Raw genomic sequence first — 21,159 nt, 5'->3', positions numbered from 1 at the left:
TTAAACCCCCAGGGACTTTTTGTAGCGGCCTTCGACCATACGGTTCCAGCTCAGCATGATCAGCAGATTGACCAACAGCAGCGCCACCGCGAGGGTCGCGCCCATGGGCCAGTTGAGTTCCGAGAGGTACTGGTCGTACACCACGGTGGCGACCATCTTCAAGCGCCGCCCACCCAGCAGGCCGGGGATCGCAAAGGAGCTGGCAGCCAAGCCGAACACGATCAGGGTGCCGGACAGCACACCGGGCATCACTTGGGGCAATACGATCTTGCGCATCACCGTGGCTTGGCTGGCGCCCAGGGACAACGCCGCCTGTTCCGCCGACGGGTCGAGCTTTTGCAGGGAGGTCCACACCGGGATGATCATGAACGGCAGCATCACGTGTACCAATGCGATGATCACGGCGAACGGCGTATACAGCAGCTTCATAGGGCGCCCGCCCAGCGCCTGGATCACCTGGTTGACCAGGCCGTCGGCGCCGAGCAGCAGGCTCCAGCCAAACGCGCGCACCACCACCGAAATCAGCAGCGGCGTGAGGATCACTATCAAAAAGATCGAGCGCCACGGTGTGCCCATGCGGCTGAGGATGTAGGCCTCCGGCACGCCGATCACCACGCACAGCAGCGTCACCAGGGCACTGATCCAGAACGTGCGCCAGAAAATCTCGTAGAAGTAGGCGTCACTCACCAGCGCCCAGTAGTGGGCCAGGGTCCACTCATCGGCCTTTACGCCCACTTGGTAATCGAACACATTGAACGACAGCATCAGGGTCAGGCCCAGCGGCATGATCAGCAGCCCGGCAAACAGCACCAGCGCCGGCAGCGAGAGCAGGTAACCACGACTCATGGGTGCACCTCATCGGCCGCCAGTACTCGCAGCAAATCGGCTTGCCATTGCAGGCCCACCGCTGCGCCGCTAGCCAAGGGCGCGCTGCCGTCGTTACTGCGCACCACGGTGATTTCGCCCAGGGCGGTGTGGACGCGGTACAGCCACTGGCTGCCGAAAAAGTAGCGGTCGAGCACTGTGCCTTGCATGCGCCCGGTGCCGGGGGCCACCAGCTGGATTTTTTCCGGGCGCAGGCTCAGGGTCAGTTCGCCTGTGCCGCCGTGGTGACGCACTTGGGGGATGCCGAGCGCATCGTAGTCGCCGGCCAGCAGGTTGGCCTTGCCGACGAAGTCCGAGATAAAGCGCGTGCGCGGGTGTTCATAGAGTTTGTACGGCGCGTCGATCTGGGTCACACGCCCGGCCTGCATCACCACCACGCGGTCGCTGATGGATAGGGCTTCGGCCTGGTCATGGGTGACCATCAGGGTGGTAATGCCGACCGCGCACTGGATACGGCGGATTTCAAACTGCATCTCTTCGCGCAGGTTGGCGTCGAGGTTGGACAGCGGCTCATCGAGCAACAACACCGGCGGCTCGATCACCAACGCACGGGCCAGGGCCACGCGCTGGCGCTGGCCGCCGGACAGCTCACGGGGGTAGCGCTCGGCATGTTGGGCCAGGCGTACCAGCTCCAGCACGGTGTTGACGCGGGTGGCGATGTCGGCGGCCGGCACCTTGCGCATCTTCAGGCCGAAGGCGACGTTGTCGCGCACGTTCATGTGCGGGAACAGCGCATAGCTCTGGAACACCACGCCCAGGCCTCGGCTGGCGGGTTTGGCGTGGGTGATGTCGCGACCATCGAGCAGGATCTGGCCACCGCTGACGTCGACAAAACCGGCGATCATTTGCAGGGTGGTGGTCTTGCCACAGCCTGAAGGGCCGAGCAGGGAAACGAACTCACCTTGTTCCACCGCCAGGTCAGTGGCGACCACCGCATCGACGGCGCCATAGCGTTTGCTCAAGGCTTTAAGTTGGAGAAATGCCATGTCTGCGTTCCACCTTTATTCAGTCGCGTCAAAAACGCGCTTTCTTGTTTTGGGCAGATGCGAAAAGTGCGGTGCCGGTGCGTTGGCGCTCGATCTCAAGTCGGCTGCCGGTTGTTGTTCATTTCGCCCCTGTGGACGCAGATTAGGACGAAGACTAGGATGGGCGGAAGGTAGAATTTCACTCAACGGACTACTATTTTACGATTTATTCATTCGTCAGAATTATTAACGAGATTAAGTGTTATGAATTCCACTGAGCGGAATGACGGCGGCAAGGAAGTCGGTGCGGGCAGCGTCTCCCGGTTGTTTGCTGTGCTGCGCGCCCTGGGGGAGGTACCCGAGGGCGGCGAGCGGGTCACCCAGCTCGCCCAACAGGTGGGCTTGTCCCAACCCACCACCCATCGCCTGCTGCGTAGCCTGATGGACGAAGGCATGGTCGAGCAGGATGCACGCAGCAAACGCTATCGCCTGAGCCTGGAGTTTTTCGCGTTGGCGGCCAACGCGGGCAAGACCGGCAACCTGCGCGACCTGGTGCGCCCCAGCCTGTTGCGCCTGAGCGCGTCGCTGGGGGACTCGCTGTTCCTGCTGGCGCGCAGCGGCTTCGACGCCATTTGCCTGGACCGCAGCGAGGGCCCGTACCCGATCCGTACCTTCACCGGCGATATCGGTGGGCGCGTGGCCTTGGGTGTGGGGCAGGGCAGCCTGGCGATCCTGGCGTTTCTGCCGGAAGAGGAGCGCGAGACGGTGATCCGCTACAACCTGCCACGGCTCAAGGACTTCCACCTGTACGACGAAGTGTTGCTGCGCTCTGAAGTGGAGAACGTGCGCCACCTGGGTTATGCGGCACGCAACACCGGTGTGCTGGAAGGCATGGCAGGGCTGGCGGTGCCCATCCTCAACCGCGACGGGTATGCGGTCGCGGCGTTGAGCGTGGCGACCATCAGCGACCGCCTGGGGCCGAGCCGCTTGCCGATGGTGGTGGAGTTGCTCAAACGCGAGGCGGCGGCCATCGGGCCGCGGCTAAATCCGTTTGACCCGACGTTGCGCAGGCCGTCGCAGACCTTTGGGGGTTAACCCGGGCCTTCACAACAGCATATTGGATCCTGTTACGGTATAACCCTGAGACGCTTTCGTGATTCGAGGCCCCGTTTTTCATGCAAAACCCTTTGCAACGCCCGCTGTGGCAGATCTACCTGATGTTCCTGGCACCGATGGTGCTGTCCAATTTCCTGCAGAGCTTTTCCGGCACCCTCAACGGCATTTACGTTGGGCAAATGCTTGGCACCCAGGCATTGGCGGCGGTGTCGGGGATGTTTCCCATCGTGTTTTTCTTTATCGCCCTGGTGATCGGCCTGGGGGCGGGGGCCTCGGTGTTGATCGGCCAGGCATGGGGCGCCCAGGAGACCGGAATGGTCAAGGCGATTACTGGTGCCACCCTGACCCTGGGCGCGTTGGTGGGCCTGGTTGCCGCTGTGCTGGGCAGCCTGTTTGCGCGCCCGGCATTGCAGGCGTTGGGCACGCCGGTGGATGTGCTCGACGATGCGGTGGGCTACGCCCAGATGATGATGTTGATCATGCCGTTACTGCTGGTGTTCATCCTCTATACCCAACTGCTGCGTGGCGTCAGCGACACGATTTCGCCGTTGCTGGCATTGATGGTCTCCACCCTGGTGGGCTTGCTGCTGACGCCTGCGCTGATTCGCGGCTGGATCGGCCTGCCGCCCATGGGCATCCAGAGTGCGGTGTATGCCGGGCTGGTGGGTAACGCCCTGGCGATGCTGTTTTTGATCCTGCGCCTGCGGCATAAAAACCATGTGATGGCGCCGGACCGCGCGCTGCTTGCAGCCTTGCGCCTGGACCGCGTGATCCTCGGCAAAGTCCTGCGCATCGGCCTGCCGACGGGCTTGCAGATGGTGGTGCTATCGCTGTCGGAGCTGGTCATCCTGGCCTTGGTCAACGGCCACGGTTCCCAGGCCACGGCGGCCTATGGCGCGGTGACGCAGATCGTCAACTATGTGCAGTTCCCGGCGCTGTCGATCGCCATCACCGCCTCGATCCTCGGCGCCCAGGCGATTGGCGCCGGGCGCCAGGAGCGCATCGGGCCGATCCTGCGCACCGGGCTTGTGATCAACCTGTGCCTCACCGGTGGCTTGATCGTGCTCGGCTACGGGCTGTCCCACTGGTTGCTGGGCCTGTTCATCACCGACGACAGCGCCCGCATCAGGGCCGAACATCTGCTGCACATCATGCTCTGGAGCATCCTGATATTCGGCTTCCAGGCGGTGATCGGCGGCATCATGCGCGCCAGCGGCGTGGTGCTGATGCCGGTGGCGATCTCGATCTTCTGCGTGCTTGGCGTGGAACTGCCGATGGCCTATCTGTTCAACGCCCACTTCGGATTGGAAGGGGTGTGGATGGCATTTCCAGTGACCTACCTGGCGATGCTGGTGTTGCAGATCGCCTATTACCGCCTGGTGTGGCGGCATAAGCAGATCAAACGGTTGGTGTGAGGCCGAGCCCCTGCAGGAGCAGCTCCAGGCCTTGCAAGCCTTCCTCCAGCCGTGTGCCCGGGTGTTCATCCCGGGCAATCCACAATGCGGTATTGACCAGGCTGCCGTTGATCAACTGCGCCAGTGCGTGGCTGGGTGCCGTAGGCATCAGGCCCGCTTGCATCAGGGCCTCCAGCAATTGGCGCAAGGACTCCACGCAGTGTTGTTGGGAGCCGGTGTCGCCCAGTACCGCCGGTGCATCCTGCAATACAATGCGCTGGATTTCCGGGTCCTGGGCCATGCGCAGATAGGCCCGGCAGCGCTCGCAAAAACCACTCCAAGGCTCTACGGCCTGCTCCGAGATGCGTTGCAAGCGCGCGTCCATCTCGCTGTCGAGTTGAGCTACCACCGCCGCCAGCAACCCTTTTTTGTCACCAAAGTGGTGATACAGCGCACCGCGCGTCAGGCCGGCGCGGGCAGTGAAGTCATCCATCGAGGTATTGGCATAGCCTTGGGTGGCGAAGGCCCGGCGCGCGCTCGCTATCAGGCGGGAGCGGGTGTCTTCGATCATTTCAGCTCGGGCTCGGCTCATGGGCGTCTCTTGGCTAAGTGATTGACATACGCCGCGTATGCGAAGCATGATCTGCCACATACGCGCCGTATGTATTCTGCCCTGATGGCTTCAGATAGCAAGCCCAGGGCGTCGAGCAAGAGGTCAAGCAGGATGGCAAACCCCTACGCTGAATTATTCCAGGTGCCCGGTGCCCGGGCCTTTGTGCTCGCTGGCATGCTGGCACGCATGCCGATATCCATGACCGGCATCGGCCTGATCACCATGCTGTCCCAGGTGCATGGCGGCTATGGCCTGGCCGGTTCGGTGGCGGCGGTGTTTGCCCTGGCCACGGCGCTTTGCGCGCCGCAAGTGTCACGTTGGGTGGACCGCTACGGCCAGGGCAGGGTGCTGCCGATTGCCGCGCTGATCGGCGGCGGGGCGCTATTGATGCTGCTGTTGTGTACGCGGTTGCAGGCGCCGAATTGGACGCTGTTTCTGTTCGCCGCGCTGGCGGGCTGCATGCCCAATATGTCGGCCATGGTGCGAGCGCGCTGGACCGAGGTGTACCGTGGCCAGCCCAGGCTGCAAACCGCGTTTGCCTTGGAGTCGGTACTCGATGAGGTGTGCTTCATCATCGGCCCGCCCATTTCGGTGGGGTTGAGCGTGGCGGTGTTCCCAGAAGCCGGGCCCCTGGTGGCGGCGTTGTTGCTGGCGGTGGGCGTCACCACCTTTGTGTTGCAACGGCAAACCGAGCCACCGGTACACGCGCATCAGGGGGCGCACGGACGTTGGCTGATTGCGTCGCCGTCGGTATTGATCCTGATGATTTTGCTGCTGGCCATGGGCGTGATCGTCGGCGTGGTGGATGTGGTGAGCGTGGCCTTCGCCCAGCATCAGGGCCAACCGGCGGCGGCGAGTATCGTGCTGTCGGTGTATGCCATTGGTTCGTGCCTGGCCGGGTTGGCCTTCGGTGCCCTCAAACTCAAGGCACCGTTGCCACGTCAGTTCCTGTACTGCGGCGTAGCCACGGCGTTGACCACCTTGCCCTTGCTGCTGGTGAGCAATATTCCCGGCTTGGCCGCTGCGATCTTCATCTCCGGGCTGTTCTTCGCGCCCACCTTGATTGTGTCGATGGCCATGGTGGAGCAGATCGTCCCGGCCAGCCGCCTTACCGAAGGCATGACTTGGCTGATCACCGGCCTGAGCATCGGCGTGGCCATTGGCGCCGCCAGTTCGGGGTGGATGATCGACCACTTTGGCGCCACCAGCGGGTTTTGGGTGGCGCTGGCGGCGGGGGGTGTCGTCATGGGCTCAGCCGTGCTGGGGTATCGACGGTTGGGCTGAGTGTGGGGACGGTCCATACCTGATAGCGAGCGCTGTGTCGATTGCACTCAAACGGTGGCAAGCCCCTCTGATCCATGTTGCTGCAGGAACTCGTTGAGCGCCTGGCGCGTAAGGTCGTTCAACGTCACTTTTTTTCGAGTCGCCGCAAGGGCGGCCGCCAAATGCAGGTCATGGCCGACACGCACGTTGAATGAGCCCTTGCAGGGTTTTTCGGGTGTCTGTCCCAGGGCCTGGCACGTGGTGAGGTAATCCTCCACAGCCTCTTTGAAAGCGGCGTCCAACTCTGCGACGGTCTTGCCTTCGTAGCTCACCAGCGCCTTGATGAAGAGGATCTTGCCGAACAGGCAGTTGTCTTCGAGGCTGGCTTCGATGGAGCCGATGTAGCCTTTGTGTTTCAGTTGGTTGTTCACTGAATCAGTTCTCCTGATTTCAATTGTTCGATGATCTGGCGCCGAATGTAGTGTTTCAGTTCGTTGCCGGGGTGAGGCCTGTGCAGGGTGATCATTGCACTGGGGTCGCCAATGTCGAACTTGACCCGGCTTCCGGCCCCTTCAATCTGTGTGTATCCCAATCGGCGTAATAACGTGACGAGCTCAGACCAGGTAAATGCCACGTGCTCATTGAGCAGTTTGGCGAGCAGCTTTTCATTTTTGGACACGGCGTTCCCTGCGTGTAACTAAATGTAGTTGCAAAAAGTGGTGTTCGTCAATCCTAGCTCAGGTTCGCGTCGCCTCCCGGGGATTGATGTAACCCCTGATGACAGCTCACTCGGCGCCACCCATCCCCTCGCTAATTTTTCCCCGCCCGGTTCGTTTTATAGGGACGACGTGCCTTTGTGCTTCCCGCCTATTGCCCCGGATTCCAAGAAATGAATGCTGAAGACTCCTTGAAACTTGCTCGCCGGTTTATCGGGCTGCCCCTGGAAAAACGCCAACTGTTCCTGCAAGCCTTGCAGAAAGAAGGCGTGGATTTTTCAAGGTTTCCGATTCCAGCAGGGGTGGAGGTTGAGGATCGCCAGGCGCTGTCCTACGCGCAGCAGCGCATGTGGTTTCTATGGCAATTGGACCCGGCCAGCGGCGCCTACAATTTGCCCGGCGCAGTGCGCCTGAGGGGGGCGCTGAGCCTGCCAGCGCTGGAGCAAGCGTTCGCCAGCCTGGTGGCGCGTCACGAAACCCTGCGCACGCTGTTCCAGCGTCAGGCCGATGAGCGCCTGGAGCAGGTGGCGGTGGAGCCGTCGGTGACAGTCGAGCACCTGGACTTCACGGCCTTGGCCTTTGATGCACGGGAGCAGGCCGTCAACGCCGCCGCCACCCGTCAATCGCTGTTGCCGTTCGACCTGGAACACGGGCCACTGCTGCGCGTGCAACTGCTCAAGCTTGCCGAGCAGGAACACGTGCTGCTGCTGACCCTGCACCATATCGTCTCCGACGGTTGGTCGATGAATGTGCTGATCGACGAGTTCATCCGTTGCTATGACGCCCATGAGCGCAACGAGGCGCCCCAACTGCCGGCGCTGCCCATCCAGTACAGCGACTACGCCCTGTGGCAACGACGTTGGCTGGAGGCGGGTGAGCAGGCGCGCCAGTTGGAATACTGGCAGGCTCGCCTGGGCGATGAGCATCCGGTCCTGGAGCTGCCCACCGACCACCCGCGCCCGGCCATGCCCAGCTACCAAGGCACACGGCATAACTTTGCGATTGAGTCAGCGCTGGCCGCGCAACTGCGCAGTTGCGCGCAAAAACATAACGTCACCCTGTTCATGCTGCTGCTCGGTGCCTTCAATGTGCTGCTGCACCGCTATACCGGCCAGGGCGATATCCGTGTCGGTGTGCCGATTGCCAATCGCAATCGCACCGAAGTCGAGGGCCTGATCGGTTTCTTCGTCAACACCCAGGTGTTGCGCACCGAACTGACCGGGCAAACACGGGTTGCCGAGTTGCTGCAAGGTATCAAGGAGCATGCCCTGGGCGCCCAGGCCCATCAGGAGTTGCCCTTCGAGCGGCTGGTGGAGGCGCTGAAAATCGAGCGCAGCCTGAGCCACACGCCGCTGTTCCAGGTGATGTATAACCATCAGCCGGTAGTCGCCGACATCGCCTCGGTCAGTACTGCATCGGGGCTGGAATTGGCCCTGGTGGAATGGCAAGGCCGCACCACCCAGTTCGACCTGACCCTGGACACCTATGAAAAGTCCGGCACCCTGCATGCCGCACTGACCTACGCCAATGACTTGTTCGATACGCCCACCATCGAGCGCATGGCCCGGCACTGGACACGCCTGCTGCAGGCCATGGTGCTCGATGGCGAACAGCGCATCGGCGAATTGCCCATGCTTGACGCGGCTGAACAGCAACGGCTGGTTCACATCTGGAACCAGACCGCCGAGGCGTACCCGACCGAGCGCGGGATTCATCACTTGATCGAAGACCAGGCGCGGCGCAGCCCCGATGCACCGGCGCTGGTGTTCGGTACCGCCACCTTGACCTACGCCCAGCTCGACGCACGCGCCAACCAGTTGGCCCATGCCCTGGGCGAGCAGGGCGTAGGGCCCGACGTGCTGGTAGGTATCTGCATCGAGCGCTCCATCGAAATGGTGGTTGGCCTGTTGGCCATTCTCAAGGCCGGTGGCGCCTACGTGCCCCTCGACCCTGAGTACCCCCAGGAACGCCTGGCCTACATGATCGAAGACAGTGGCATTCAGTTGCTGCTCAGCCAGCAGAGCCTGCTGGCGTCGCTGCCCGTCGCCGGTATCCAGGTAATTGCCCTGGACCAGCCGGTGCTTTGGCTCGACAGCTACAGCAGCGAATCGCCGGCGGTGGCCCTGCATGCCCTGAACCTGGCCTACGTGATCTACACCTCGGGCTCCACCGGCAAGCCCAAAGGCGCTGGCAATAGCCATCGCGCCTTGGTCAACCGCTTGAGCTGGATGCAGCAGGCGTATGGCCTGGGTGCCAATGACGCGGTCTTGCAGAAAACCCCGTTCAGCTTCGACGTGTCGGTGTGGGAGTTCTTCTGGCCGCTGATGACCGGCGCACGCCTGGTGGTAGCGGCGCCTGGCGAACACCGTGAACCGGCGCGCCTGATCGACACCATTGGCCGGCACGCCATCACCACCTTGCACTTCGTGCCGTCGATGTTGCAGGCGTTTATCCATGAGCCGGGCGTACAGGCGTGCGCGAGCCTCACGCGTATCGTCTGTAGCGGCGAGGCCTTGCCCCTGGATGCGCAACAGCAAGTGTTCGCCAAGTTGCCCGCTGCGGCGCTGTACAACCTCTATGGCCCGACCGAGGCGGCCATCGACGTCACGCACTGGACCTGCATCGACGAAGGCGCCGACAGCGTGCCCATCGGCCGCCCCATCGCCAACCTCGGCACCTACGTGCTGGACGCACAACTCAACCCGGTGCCGGCCGGCGTCAGTGGCGAACTCTACCTGGGCGGCGTTGGCCTGGCGCGCAGTTACCATCGGCGCCCGGCGTTGACCGCCGAACGTTTTGTGCCCAGCCCGTTCGTGACGGGCGAACGCCTGTATCGCACCGGTGACCGCGTGCGCCAACGTGCCGATGGGGTGATCGAATACCTCGGCCGTCTCGATCATCAGGTCAAGTTGCGTGGCTTGCGTATCGAACTGGGCGAAATCGAAGCGCGCCTGATACAGCATCCACGCGTGCGCGAAGCCGTGGTGCTGGTACACGGCGGCAAGCAGTTGGTCGCCTATCTGGTGCATGCAGGCGAGGCGCCAACGGACCTCAAGGCCTGGTTGCTCAGCAGCTTGCCGGAATACATGGTGCCAACGCATTTCATTGCGCTGCCCAAGCTGCCGGTGACCGCCAACGGCAAGCTCGACCGCAAGGCGTTGCCAGTGCCGGACGCGGCACTGCAACAGGCATTTGTCGCCCCTCAAGGTGACCTGCAAACAGACCTGGCTGCCATCTGGAGCGACGTGCTGGGCGTTGAGCAGGTCGGCCAGGACGATAACTTCTTCGAACTGGGTGGCGATTCGATCATCTCCATCCAGGTGGTCAGCCGCGCCCGTCAGGCCGGCATTCGCCTGAGCCCGCGTGACCTGTTCCAGTACCAGAGCATCCGCAGCCTGGCTCTGGTGGCGCGCCTCGAGCAGGTCAGCGTGATAGACCTGGGCCCGGTCAGTGGCGAGGTCATGCTGACGCCCGTGCAACACAGTTTCTTCGACCAGCCGATCCCGGCGCGGCATCACTGGAATCAGTCCTTGTTGCTGGTGCCCGGTGAGGTGCTTGAGCCTGCACGGTTGGAGGCAGCGCTGGCGCGGTTGATCCAGCATCATGACGCCTTGCGCCTGCGCTTCGTGCAGCAGGCTGACGGCTGGCAGCAGAGCCATGCCGTCTATGTCAGCGAACCGCTGTTGTGGCAATGCCAGGCCAGCACCGAAGCCGAGTTGGCGGCGCTGTGTGATGAAGCCCAGCGCAGCCTTGACCTTGCGCAAGGCCCACTGCTACGCGCCGCGTTGGTGAGCATGGTCGATGGCAGCCAGCGTGTGCTGCTGGTGATCCATCACTTGGTGGTGGATGGCGTGTCCTGGCGCATCCTGCTTGAGGACTTGCAACAGGCCTACCGCGAACAGGCGCTGCCGGCGAAAACCAGTGCCTATCAGCACTGGGCGCAGCAGTTGTATAGCCACGCGCAAACCCTCGACGAGCAATTGTCGTACTGGCAAGCCCAATCCATCGACGCCGAACTGCCGTGTGATCACCCCGAAGGCGGCCTGCAAAACCGCCTGGGTGCCAAGCTGGAAACACGCCTCGACGCCGAGCACACCCGCCGACTGCTGCAAGACGCGCCAGTGGCCTATCGCACCCAAGTCAACGACCTGCTGTTGACCGCCCTGGCGCGGGTAATCAGCCGCTGGAGCGAGCAACCTGCTGCGCTTATTCAATTGGAAGGCCACGGTCGTGAAGACCTGTTTGACGACATCGACCTGAGCCGCACCGTCGGCTGGTTCACCAGCCTATACCCGGTGCGCCTGCACGCCGAAGGCGAGTTGCCCGGGGCGATCAAGGCGGTCAAGGAACAGCTGCGCGCCGTGCCCGACAAAGGCCTGGGCTACGGCCTGCTGCGCTACCTGGGCGCGCCACACGCGCAGGAACGCCTGGCGAACCTTACCGCGCCGCGCATCACCTTCAACTACCTGGGCCAGTTCGACCGTCAGTTCAACGAGTCGGCACTGTTGGTGCCGGCCAGTCAGGGCAGTGGCCAGGCCCAGGATCCAGAGGCACCGCTGGCCAACTGGCTGACGCTGGAAGGCCAGGTGTATGGCGGCGAGCTGTCGTTGCAATGGGGGTTCAGCCGGGAGATGTTCGAGGCGGCGACTGTTCAAGGTCTGGCGGATGAATACGCAGCCGAACTCAGGGCGCTGATCGAGCATTGTTGTGCCACGCCGGCAGGCCAGGTGAGCCCGTCGGATTTCCCGCTGGCGCGCCTCACGCAGCAGCAACTGGATGCCTTGCCCGTGGCCGGGCCGGCGATTGCCGACCTTTATCCGCTGTCGCCGATGCAGCAAGGCATGCTGTTCCACACCCTGTTGGAACCCGAGGCCCAAGCCTACATCAACCAGTTGCGCCTCGACATCGAGGGCCTTGATTTGCTCGCCTTCGGGCGTGCCTGGCAGGCTGCACTGGATCGTCACGACATCCTGCGCAGCAGCTTCCATTGGCTGGGCCTGGACAGTGCTCATCAGCTGATCCCGCGCCAGGTCGACCTGCAACTGCAAGTGATCGAAGACCCCGACGCCGATTTCGACACCCTGGCCCAGGCCGAACGCGAACGCGGTTTTGCCCTGAATGCCGCGCCGCTGTTTCGCCTGACGCTGGTGCGCGGTACCGGTGCGGCCTGGCACTTTATTTTCACCAGCCACCACATCCTCATGGACGGTTGGAGTAACGCGCAGTTGCTCGCCGAGGTCATCGCGCATTATGCGGGGCAGGCTGTGCCGGAGCCGCTCGGGCAGTTCCGCGATTACCTCGCCTGGCTGCAACAACAATCCTCGGGCGAAGCGTTCTGGACAACCGCCCTGGCAGCATTGCCCGCGCCGACTCTGCTGGCGCAAGCGCTGCGCACGCCGGTAGACGGGCTGGGCATGGCTGACCATCAGGTGGCACTGGAGAGCGACTTTACCCGACGCCTCGGCGAGTTCGCACGCCAGCACAAAGTCACCCTCAATACCCTGTTGCAAGGGGCTTGGAGCCTGTTGCTGCAACGCTACACCGGCCAGGACTGCGTCGCCTTCGGTGCCACCGTGGCCGGGCGTTCCGCACCGCTGCCGGGGATCGAGCAGCAACTGGGCCTGTTCATCAACACCTTGCCGATCATCAGCGCAGCCTCGCCAGCCCAGTCGGCCGCGACGTGGCTCAGCGAACTGCAAGCGCTCAACCTCAGCCTGCGCGACCATGAACATGTGCCGCTCTACGACATCCAGGGCTGGGCTGGCCAGCAGGGCGCGCTGTTCGACACCTTGCTGGTGTTCGAGAACTTCCCGGTCGCCGAGGCGCTCAAGCAAGGCGCGCCGGCCGGCCTGACCTTCGGTCGCCTGCACAACCATGAGCGAACGCACTATCCATTGACCCTGGGCATCGAACTGGGCGCCAGCCTGCGCCTGGAATTCAGTTATGACCGTGCCCAGTTCAGTGAGGCGCACGTGGCGCAGTTGAGCGCCAACCTGCAACACCTGCTGGCGCAATTGCTCACAGACGCTCACATGCCGCTGGGCAACCTGCGCCTTCTCGACGCCCCTGTGCAACGGCAGATGCTCGCTCTGAGCCGCTCAGCCGCAGCGCCCCAGGCCAACGAACGCGTGCACCAGCGTATTGCAGCCCAGGCCGAGGCGACGCCAGACGCCCTGGCTGTACAGGCCGGTGACGCCAGCTTGAGCTACGCCCAGTTGAACCAGCGTGCCAACCGCCTGGCCCATCGCCTGTTGGCGCTTGGTGTCGGCCCCGGCCAACGGGTGGGCCTGGCTTCGCGGCGTGGCCCGCAGTTGATCGTCAGCCTGCTGGCAGTGCTCAAAAGCGGGGCGGCCTACGTACCGTTGGACCCCAAATACCCGGCGGAACGTTTGGGCTACATGCTCGCCGACAGCCGCCTGGACGTGCTGCTCAGCGAAACCGGCTTACTCGCCGACTTGCCTTTGCCCCACGGCCTGACCCGCATGGATTTCAGCGCCAGTGGCGACGAACTGACCGGCTACCCGACGACCAATCCGCCTAATCACGCGGCGGCGGCTGACCTGGCCTATGTGATCTACACCTCTGGCTCCACCGGCCAGCCCAAGGGCGTGGCCATCGACCATGCCGCCCTCGGCCAGTTCTGTGACAGCGCCACGCTGTACAGCCGACTGAGCGCCGAAGACCGCGTGTTGCAGTTTGCGACCTTCAGTTTCGATGGTTTTGTCGAACAGTGCTTCCCGCCCCTGTGTGCAGGCGCGGCGTTGATCATGCGTGGCGATGAACTCTGGGACGCCGGGCAACTGGCGCAAGAGATTATCGATCAGGGCGTGACCCTGGCCGATTTGCCCGCCGCCTACTGGTACCTGTTGGCGCAGGAGTGCGCCGAGCACCGTCGCTCCCTGGGCAAGCTGCGCCAGGTACATGTGGGGGGCGAAGCCATGTCAGTGGAGGGCGTGCGTGCGTGGTACGCCGCGGGCTTGGGCAATGTGCGCCTGGTCAACACCTACGGGCCCACCGAAGCCACGGTGGTCTCCAGCGTGCATGAGTGCCAATTGGCCGATGCCAGCGACGTCTACGGCGTGCCAATCGGGCAGGCGATTGCCGGGCGCGGCCTGTATGTACTCGACAGCGGTTTCGAACTGCTGGCCACCGATGGCGTGGGCGAGCTGTGCATTGGAGCCGAGGTTGGCTTGGCGCAACGCTACTTCGACCGCCCGGCGCTGACCGCCGAGCGCTTCTTGCCGGACCCGTTTTCCGCCATGCCCGGTGCGCGGCTTTATCGCAGTGGCGACCTGGCCCGGTATAACCCGGCAGGTGCGCTGGAGTACGTCGGGCGTATCGACCATCAAGTGAAGATTCGTGGCCTGCGTATCGAAATGGGCGAAATCGAAGCCAGTCTGCAAGCCTTGCCCAACGTGCGAGAAGCCGCCGTGCTTGCGCAGCCGAGCGCGACCGGCGTGCAGTTGGTGGCGTACGTGGTGCCAGCCGAAGGCCAAGCGCTAAAGACCCAGGCACTGGCGGCGCGCTTGCGCCAGACGTTGCCGGACTACATGGTGCCGGGCCATTGGGTGGTCCTCGATGCCTTGCCGTTGAACCACAACGGCAAGCTCGACCGCCGTGCGCTGCCCACACCCGACCTGAACCAGGCCAGCGCCGCCTACGTGGCGCCGCAGAGTCCATTGCAAATCCAGTTGGCGGCGATCTGGCAAGCGGTGCTGCAGGTCGAACAGGTTGGCCTGGACGATCACTTCTTCGAACGCGGCGGCCACTCCTTGCTCGCCACCCAGGTGATCTCCCGGGTGCGTCACGACCTCAAGCTGGAAGTGCCGTTGCGGGCCCTGTTCGAACAGCCGACGCTGGCGGCTTTCGCAGCGGCGTGCGCAGACGTGCAGGCCGATACCGCGCCCGTGATGCAGGCGGTTGGCCGTGAGCAGCCGCTGGCGTTGTCCTTTGCCCAGGAGCGGCAGTGGTTTCTCTGGCAATTGGATCCCACCAGCGCGGCCTATCATGTGCCCAGCGCCTTGCACCTGCGCGGTGAACTCGACATCGCGGCGCTGGAGCGCGCCGTCGAGGCCCTGGTGCAACGCCATGAACCGCTGCGCACCACCTTTGTGGAGTCGGGCGAGCACACTGTGCAAGTCATCCACCCAAGCCTGGCAGTGCCGGTTGAACAACAAAAGGTCGACGCCGGCGCTATCGAGCAGGCTGTCACCGAAGAGATCCAGCGCCCGTTCGACCTGCGCAACGGCCCGCTGATGCGCGTCAAGTTGCTGATCGTCGCGCCTGATCACCATGTGCTGGTCATCACCCAGCACCACATCATCTCTGACGGCTGGTCGATGCAAGTGATGATCGACGAGTGGGTGGCGCTGTACCAAGGCAACGCAGGGTTACCGGCCTTGCCGATCCAGTACGCCGACTACGCCCAGTGGCAGCGCGACTGGATGGCGGCTGGGGAACAACAACGCCAGCTCGATTACTGGTGCGCTCGCCTGGGGCACGAACATTCGCTGCTGGACCTGCCCCTGGACCATCCACGCCCCGCAGTGCAGAGCCATCGTGGCGCGCGCCGCCAGATTCATCTGGAGCGTGCGCTGCTGACTGAACTCAAGGCCCTGGCCCAGCGTCAGGACGTGACGCTGTTCATGCTGTTGCTGGCCACGTTCCAGACCTTGCTGCACCGCTACAGCGGCCAGGCGCAGGTGCGTGTCGGCGTACCGGTCGCCAACCGTAATCGCTTCGAAACCGAGCGACTGCTGGGCTTTTTCGTCAACACCCAGGTGCTGCAAGCTGAGGTGCACGGGCAGATGCCGTTCGACCAGTTGCTGGCCCAGGTCAAGCAGCGTGCCCTGGAGGCGCAGGCGCATCAGGACTTGCCATTCGAGCAGCTCGTGCAAGTGTTGCAGCCGGAGCGCAGCCTGAGCCATAACCCGCTGTTCCAAGTGATGTTCAACCATCAGGACAGCCTGCGTTCAGCCCCGGTGCAATTGCCCGGCCTGGCTTTGCAGCCAGTGGATTGGGCCGGTCACAGTACGCAGTTCGACCTGAACCTGGAAACCGAGGAATCGGTGGATGGTCTCTGGGCCTCGCTGACTTACGCCACGGATCTGTTTGACGGGGCGACCGTGGAACGCCTGGCCGAGCATTGGCAAAACCTGCTGCGCGCGGTCCTGCAGGATGCCTCGGTGGCCTTGGACGACCTGGCGATGCTCAGCCCGTCGCAATGGCAGCACATGGTGCACGACTGGAACCGCAGCGACACCGACTACCCACGCGAACGCTGCGTACACCAGTTATTTGAGGCCCAGGCCGCGGCGCAACCCGACGCCATCGCGCTGCACTTCAATGACGAGCGCCTGAGCTACGGCGAACTCAACCGCCGCGCCAATCGGCTCGCCCATCGTCTGATCGACATGGGCGTCGGCCCGGACGTGCTGGTGGCGGTGCACGTGGAGCGTTCCCTGGACATGGTGGTTGGCTTGCTCGCGACCCTCAAGGCCGGTGGCGCCTATGTGCCGCTCGACCCGCAATTCCCGGCAGAGCGCCTGGCCTACATGCTTGAAGACAGCCGTGCCCAAGTACTGCTGACGCAACCGCACCTGCTGGGGCACCTGGCTCAGCCGCACGGCGTGCAGGTGCTGATGGTGGAGGATGCCGGCACAGCGCAGCACAACCCCCAGGTTGCTGTGACACCGGAGCATCTGGCCTACGTGATCTACACCTCAGGCTCCACTGGCAAGCCCAAAGGGGTGATGGTTCGTCACCAGGCGCTGTGCAGCTTCACCAGCGGCATGGCCGGCACGTTGAGTATCGGCCAGGATGCGCGGCTGTTGTCGCTGACCACCTTCTCGTTCGATATCTTCGCCCTGGAGCTGTATGTGCCGCTGAGTGTGGGCGGCACCGTGTTGCTGAGCGCCCAGGCAATGGCCCTCGACCCGGAGGCGATCCTCGATCTGGCCCAGCGTCAGGCGGCGAATGTGCTGCAAGCCACGCCCTCGACCTGGCGCATGTTGCTCGACAGCCCACGGGCTCATTCACTGCGTGGCATCGCCTGCCTGTGCGGTGGCGAAGCGCTGCCCGTCGATTTGGCCCAGCGCATGCTCGACCTGCAAGGCCCGTTGTGGAACCTCTATGGTCCGACGGAAACCACTATCTGGTCGTCGGCTCATCGTTTGCACCAGGCATTGCCGTTCGTTGGACGACCCATCGCCAATACCGGCTTGTTCATCCTCAATGCCGGTCTCACGCCATGCCCCCAAGGTGTGTCCGGTGAGCTGCTGATCGGCGGTGTCGGCCTGGCGCGCGGTTACCACCGGCAGCCGGCGCTGACCGCCGAACGCTTCGTGCCCAACCCGTTTGGGGCTCCGGGCGAACGCCTGTACCGTACCGGCGACCTGGCACGCTATCGGGCCGACGGCGTGGTGGAATACATCGGCCGCGTCGACCATCAGGTCAAGGTCCGGGGTTTCCGTATCGAGCTGGGTGAAATCGAAGCCTGCCTGCGTGAGTTCGACGGCGTACGCGAAGCCGTGGTGCTGGCCGATAACGACCGGCTGATCGCTTACCTGGTCAGCGCCGCGCCGCACGCGTCGCAGGTCTATAAAACCGCGCTGCGCGAGCGCTTGCCGGACTACATGGTGCCTGCGCAGTGGCTGTTCCTCGACAGCCTGCCGCTGACCCCCAACGGCAAGCTCGACCGCAAGGCACTGCCCAAACCGGATGCCAGCCTGTCGCTCAAGGGCCATGTAGCGCCCGTCACCCCGCGCGAGCAGCAGGTGGCGGCGATCTGGGCCGAGGTACTGGAGTTGCCCCGGGTGGGCCTCGACGATCATTTCTTCGAGTTGGGCGGGCATTCATTGCTGGCCACGCGGGTGGTGTCACGGGTGCGTCAGGCCCTGGCGCTGGAGGTCCCACTCAAGGCCCTGTTCGAACAGCCGCTGCTGGGTGATTTCGTGCGGGCCTTGGGCGAGGAGGGCGTCACCGCGCCGGCGCTGATCAAGGCCGACCGCACGCAGCCTCTGCCGCTGTCTTATGCCCAGGAGCGCCAGTGGTTCCTCTGGCAACTGGACCCGGCCGGCGCCGCCTATCACATCCCCAGCGCGCTGCGTTTGCAGGGGCCGTTGGATCTGACCGCACTGCAAGAGAGCTTCGATAGCTTGCTGGTTCGCCATGAAAGCCTGCGCACGTATTTCCGTCAGGACGCCACCGGCGCGGTTCAAGTCATTGATGCCCAGGGCCGGGTCGATATCGAGCAGGTCGACAGCGACTATGCCGGCCTCAAGGCGCGGGTCGCGCAGGTGGTCGCCCAGCCTTTCGACCTGCTGCGTGGGCCGCTGCTGCGGGTCACCTTGCTGCGCCTGGCCGAGGACGACCACGTGCTGGTGCTGGTGCAGCATCACATCGTCTCTGACGGCTGGTCGATGCAGTTGATGGTCGAGGAGCTGGTGCAGGCGTATGCCGCTACCAGCCAAGGCCAGGACGTGCAATTGCCGGCGCTGCCGATCCAGTACGCCGATTATGCCGTGTGGCAGCGCGGTTGGATGGAGGCGGGTGAGCAGGTGCGTCAACTGGCCTACTGGCGCGAGCAGTTGAGCGGCGAGCAACCGGTGCTGGAGTTGCCGTTCGACCATCCGCGCCCGGCACAGCCAAGCCATCGCGGCGCACGCTTGGGTATCGAGTTGCATCCTGAGTTGTTGGGCGGTTTGCGCGCACTGGCGCAGCACGCTGGCGTCACGCTGCCGATGCTGCTGCTGGCGTCTTACCAGGTGTTGCTGCATCGCTACAGCGGCCAGGAAGATGTGCGCGTCGGCGTGCCGATTGCCAACCGCAATCGCCTGGAAACCGAGGGGTTGATCGGCTTCTTCGTCAACACCCAAGTGCTCAAGGCCGATATTCACGGGCAAATGAGCAGCGAGCAATTGCTGCACCAGGTGCGTCAGCGTTCCCTGGAGGCCCAGGCTCACCAGGACCTGCCGTTCGAACAGCTTGTGCAGGCATTGCAACCGGAGCGCAGCCTGAGCCTGAGCCCGTTGTTCCAAGTGTTGTTCAACCACCGTGTGAGCGCTGCCGACAGCCATCTGCATCACCTGGCCGACCTGCACGTCGAAGTCCTGGATCTGGACGAAGGCGTGGCCCAGTTCGACCTGGCGCTGGATGTGGAAGAAAGCCAGACGGCCCTGCGTGCCTCCCTGAGTTATGCCACCGATCTGTTCGCCGTGGCGACCATCGAGCGCATGGCCGGGCATTGGCAGAACCTGTTGCGGGCAATGGTGATCGACCCACAGCAACCCATCAGCCAATTGAGCTTGCTGGGCGAGGATGAGCAACAGCAGATTCTTGAGCTGTGGAACCAGACCGACGCCGGCTTCTCAGCCGAGCGCCTGGTGCATGAATTGGTCGGCGATCGCGCCCGGGAAAACCCGACGGCGGTGGCGGTGAAATTCGACGCGCAGACCCTGAGCTACGGCGAGCTGGATCGCCAGGCCAACCGCCTGGCCCATGCCCTGATCGCCCGTGGCGTCGGCCCGGAAGTGCGCGTGGCCATCGCCATGCCGCGCAGTGCCGAGATCATGGTGGCGTTCCTGGCGGTGATGAAAGCCGGTGGCGTGTATGTGCCGCTGGATATCGAATACCCACGTGATCGCCTGCTGTACATGATGCAGGACAGCCGTGCGCAACTGCTGCTGACTCACAGCCGGGCGCTGCAGCAATTGCCAGTCCCCGAGGGCCTGGGTACCCTGGCGATTGATCTCACCGAAGAGTGGTCCGGTTACAGCGATACGGCACCGAATGTGGCGCTGGACGGCGACAACCTTGCCTACGTGATCTACACCTCCGGCTCCACCGGTTTGCCCAAGGGCGTGGCGGTGTCCCACGGGCCGTTGGTGGCGCATATCATCGCCACTGGCGAGCGCTATGAAACCTCGCCGGCCGATTGCGAACTGCACTTCATGTCGTTTGCTTTCGACGGCTCCCACGAAGGCTGGATGCACCCGCTGATCAACGGCGCCAGCGTGTTGATCCGTGACGACAGCCTGTGGCTGCCGGAATACACCTACGAGCAGATGCATCGCCACAACGTGACCATGGCGGTGTTCCCACCGGTGTACCTGCAACAGTTGGCCGAACATGCCGAGCGCGATGGCAACCCACCGCCAGTGCGGGTGTACTGCTTCGGTGGTGATGCCGTTGCTCAAGCCAGCTACGACCTGGCGTGGCGCGCGCTGAAGCCTAAATACCTGTTCAACGGCTACGGCCCGACCGAAACCGTGGTTACGCCGCTGCTGTGGAAGGCACGCAAGGGCGACCCATGTGGCGCCGTCTACGCGCCCATCGGTACCTTGCTGGGCAACCGCAGTGGCTACGTGTTGGATGCGCAACTGAACCTGCAACCCATCGGCGTAGCCGGCGAGTTGTACCTTGGCGGCGAGGGTGTGGCCCGAGGCTATCTGGAGCGTCCGGCGTTAACCGCCGAACGCTTCGTGCCGGACCCGTTCGGCAAGCCCGGCAGTCGCGTGTATCGCAGCGGCGACCTGACCCGCGGGCGTCCGGACGGCGTGGTGGATTACCTGGGGCGTGTGGACCATCAGGTGAAGATCCGCGGTTTCCGTATCGAGCTGGGGGAAATCGAAGCGCGTTTGCGTGAGCAAGCCAGTGTCGGTGAAACCGTGGTGGTCGCCCAGGAGGGGCCGACCGGCAAACAACTGGTGGCCTATGTGGTACCGGCCGACGCCAGCCTGGCCGACCAGGTTGAGTTCCGTGACGCCCTGCGTCGTGCCCTGAAAGCCGACCTGCCGGACTACATGGTGCCCAGCCACTTCGTATTCCTGGCGCAGATGCCGCTGACCCCCAACGGCAAGCTCGACCGCAAAGGCCTGCCGCTGCCGGATGCGAGCCAGATGCAGCAGTACGTGGCTCCACAAACCGAGCTTGAGCAGCAGATCGCCACGATCTGGGCCGACATCCTGCACCTGCCGCAAGTGGGCCTGAACGACAACTTCTTTGATGTCGGTGGCCACTCCTTGCTGGCTATCCAGATTACCTCGCGGGTGCAGGCCGAGCTCGGCCTGGACGTACCGTTGATGGAACTGTTCCAGACCGAATCGCTGCGCGCCTACGTGCAGGCTGCAGCCACTTTCCGCGCCGGCAGCGTGGAAGATTTTGATGACCTTCGTGACTTTTTGAGCGAACTAGAGGCGATTTGAACC

General features: G+C 63.6%; 9 protein-coding genes. 4 read left to right on the top strand and 5 right to left on the bottom strand.

The window, feature by feature from the left end; genetic code table 11:
* A complete protein-coding gene (locus BUE92_RS17850; protein WP_073525374.1) occupies positions 1-846 on the bottom strand; it encodes an ABC transporter permease in 846 nt (281 codons plus the stop codon).
* A complete protein-coding gene (locus tag BUE92_RS17845) occupies positions 843-1,871 on the bottom strand; it encodes an ABC transporter ATP-binding protein (RefSeq protein WP_073525373.1) in 1,029 nt (342 codons plus the stop codon). Before BUE92_RS17845 ends, BUE92_RS17850 begins: the two co-directional genes overlap by 4 nt.
* A 243-nt stretch (positions 1,872-2,114) precedes the next feature.
* Between BUE92_RS17845 and BUE92_RS17840 the strand changes: the two genes are divergently transcribed.
* Positions 2,115-2,945 (top strand): IclR family transcriptional regulator, encoded by an 831-nt coding sequence (locus BUE92_RS17840; RefSeq protein WP_073525372.1) that lies wholly within the window; start codon positions 2,115-2,117, stop codon positions 2,943-2,945.
* 80 nt (positions 2,946-3,025) lie between these two features.
* The gene (locus tag BUE92_RS17835) at positions 3,026-4,381 is read left to right on the top strand and encodes an MATE family efflux transporter (RefSeq protein ID WP_073525371.1); all 1,356 of its coding nucleotides are present in this window, start codon (positions 3,026-3,028) and stop codon (positions 4,379-4,381) included.
* On the opposite strand, the gene BUE92_RS17830 is transcribed toward BUE92_RS17835, so the two are convergent.
* Positions 4,365-4,952 (bottom strand): TetR/AcrR family transcriptional regulator, encoded by a 588-nt coding sequence (locus BUE92_RS17830; protein ID WP_073525370.1) that lies wholly within the window; start codon positions 4,950-4,952, stop codon positions 4,365-4,367. The two genes, BUE92_RS17835 and BUE92_RS17830, sit on opposite strands and share 17 nt — an antisense overlap.
* A 132-nt stretch (positions 4,953-5,084) precedes the next feature.
* Here BUE92_RS17830 and BUE92_RS17825 point away from each other — a divergent pair, with 132 nt between their 5' ends.
* Entirely contained in the window at positions 5,085-6,257 is a 1,173-nt protein-coding gene (locus tag BUE92_RS17825) for an MFS transporter (RefSeq protein WP_073525369.1), read from the top strand.
* 47 nt (positions 6,258-6,304) lie between these two features.
* On the opposite strand, the gene BUE92_RS17820 is transcribed toward BUE92_RS17825, so the two are convergent.
* Together BUE92_RS17820 and BUE92_RS17815 are read right to left on the bottom strand one after the other, a co-directional pair.
* A complete protein-coding gene (locus BUE92_RS17820) occupies positions 6,305-6,667 on the bottom strand; it encodes a type II toxin-antitoxin system HicB family antitoxin (protein WP_073525367.1) in 363 nt (120 codons plus the stop codon).
* The gene (locus BUE92_RS17815; RefSeq protein ID WP_073525365.1) at positions 6,664-6,915 is read right to left on the bottom strand and encodes a type II toxin-antitoxin system HicA family toxin; all 252 of its coding nucleotides are present in this window, start codon (positions 6,913-6,915) and stop codon (positions 6,664-6,666) included. The genes BUE92_RS17820 and BUE92_RS17815 overlap by 4 nt, the downstream gene beginning before the upstream one ends.
* 210 nt (positions 6,916-7,125) lie before the next feature.
* Between BUE92_RS17815 and BUE92_RS17810 the strand changes: the two genes are divergently transcribed.
* Complete coding sequence (locus BUE92_RS17810; RefSeq protein WP_073525363.1) at positions 7,126-21,156, top strand: non-ribosomal peptide synthase/polyketide synthase; 14,031 nt, start codon at positions 7,126-7,128, stop codon at positions 21,154-21,156.
* The last annotated feature ends 3 nt before the right edge of the window (positions 21,157-21,159 follow it).

Source organism: Pseudomonas fluorescens, from assembly GCF_001902145.1.
In the GTDB taxonomy this organism is placed as follows: Bacteria; Pseudomonadota; Gammaproteobacteria; order Pseudomonadales; family Pseudomonadaceae; genus Aquipseudomonas; species Aquipseudomonas fluorescens_BV.
The sequence above is the reverse complement of the archived record's forward strand: the minus strand, read 5'-3'. Positions and strand labels throughout refer to the sequence as shown.

What these genes read in the sequence shown, in the direction of transcription:
- BUE92_RS17850 (WP_073525374.1), bottom strand. Translation starts at nt 846, where the DNA reads ATGAGTCGTGGTTACCTGCTCTCGCTGCCGGCGCTGGTGCTGTTTGCC.
- BUE92_RS17845 (WP_073525373.1), bottom strand. Translation starts at nt 1,871, where the DNA reads ATGGCATTTCTCCAACTTAAAGCCTTGAGCAAACGCTATGGCGCCGTC.
- BUE92_RS17840 (WP_073525372.1), top strand. Translation starts at nt 2,115, where the DNA reads ATGAATTCCACTGAGCGGAATGACGGCGGCAAGGAAGTCGGTGCGGGC.
- BUE92_RS17835 (WP_073525371.1), top strand. Translation starts at nt 3,026, where the DNA reads ATGCAAAACCCTTTGCAACGCCCGCTGTGGCAGATCTACCTGATGTTC.
- BUE92_RS17830 (WP_073525370.1), bottom strand. Translation starts at nt 4,952, where the DNA reads ATGAGCCGAGCCCGAGCTGAAATGATCGAAGACACCCGCTCCCGCCTG.
- BUE92_RS17825 (WP_073525369.1), top strand. Translation starts at nt 5,085, where the DNA reads ATGGCAAACCCCTACGCTGAATTATTCCAGGTGCCCGGTGCCCGGGCC.
- BUE92_RS17810 (WP_073525363.1), top strand. Translation starts at nt 7,126, where the DNA reads ATGAATGCTGAAGACTCCTTGAAACTTGCTCGCCGGTTTATCGGGCTG.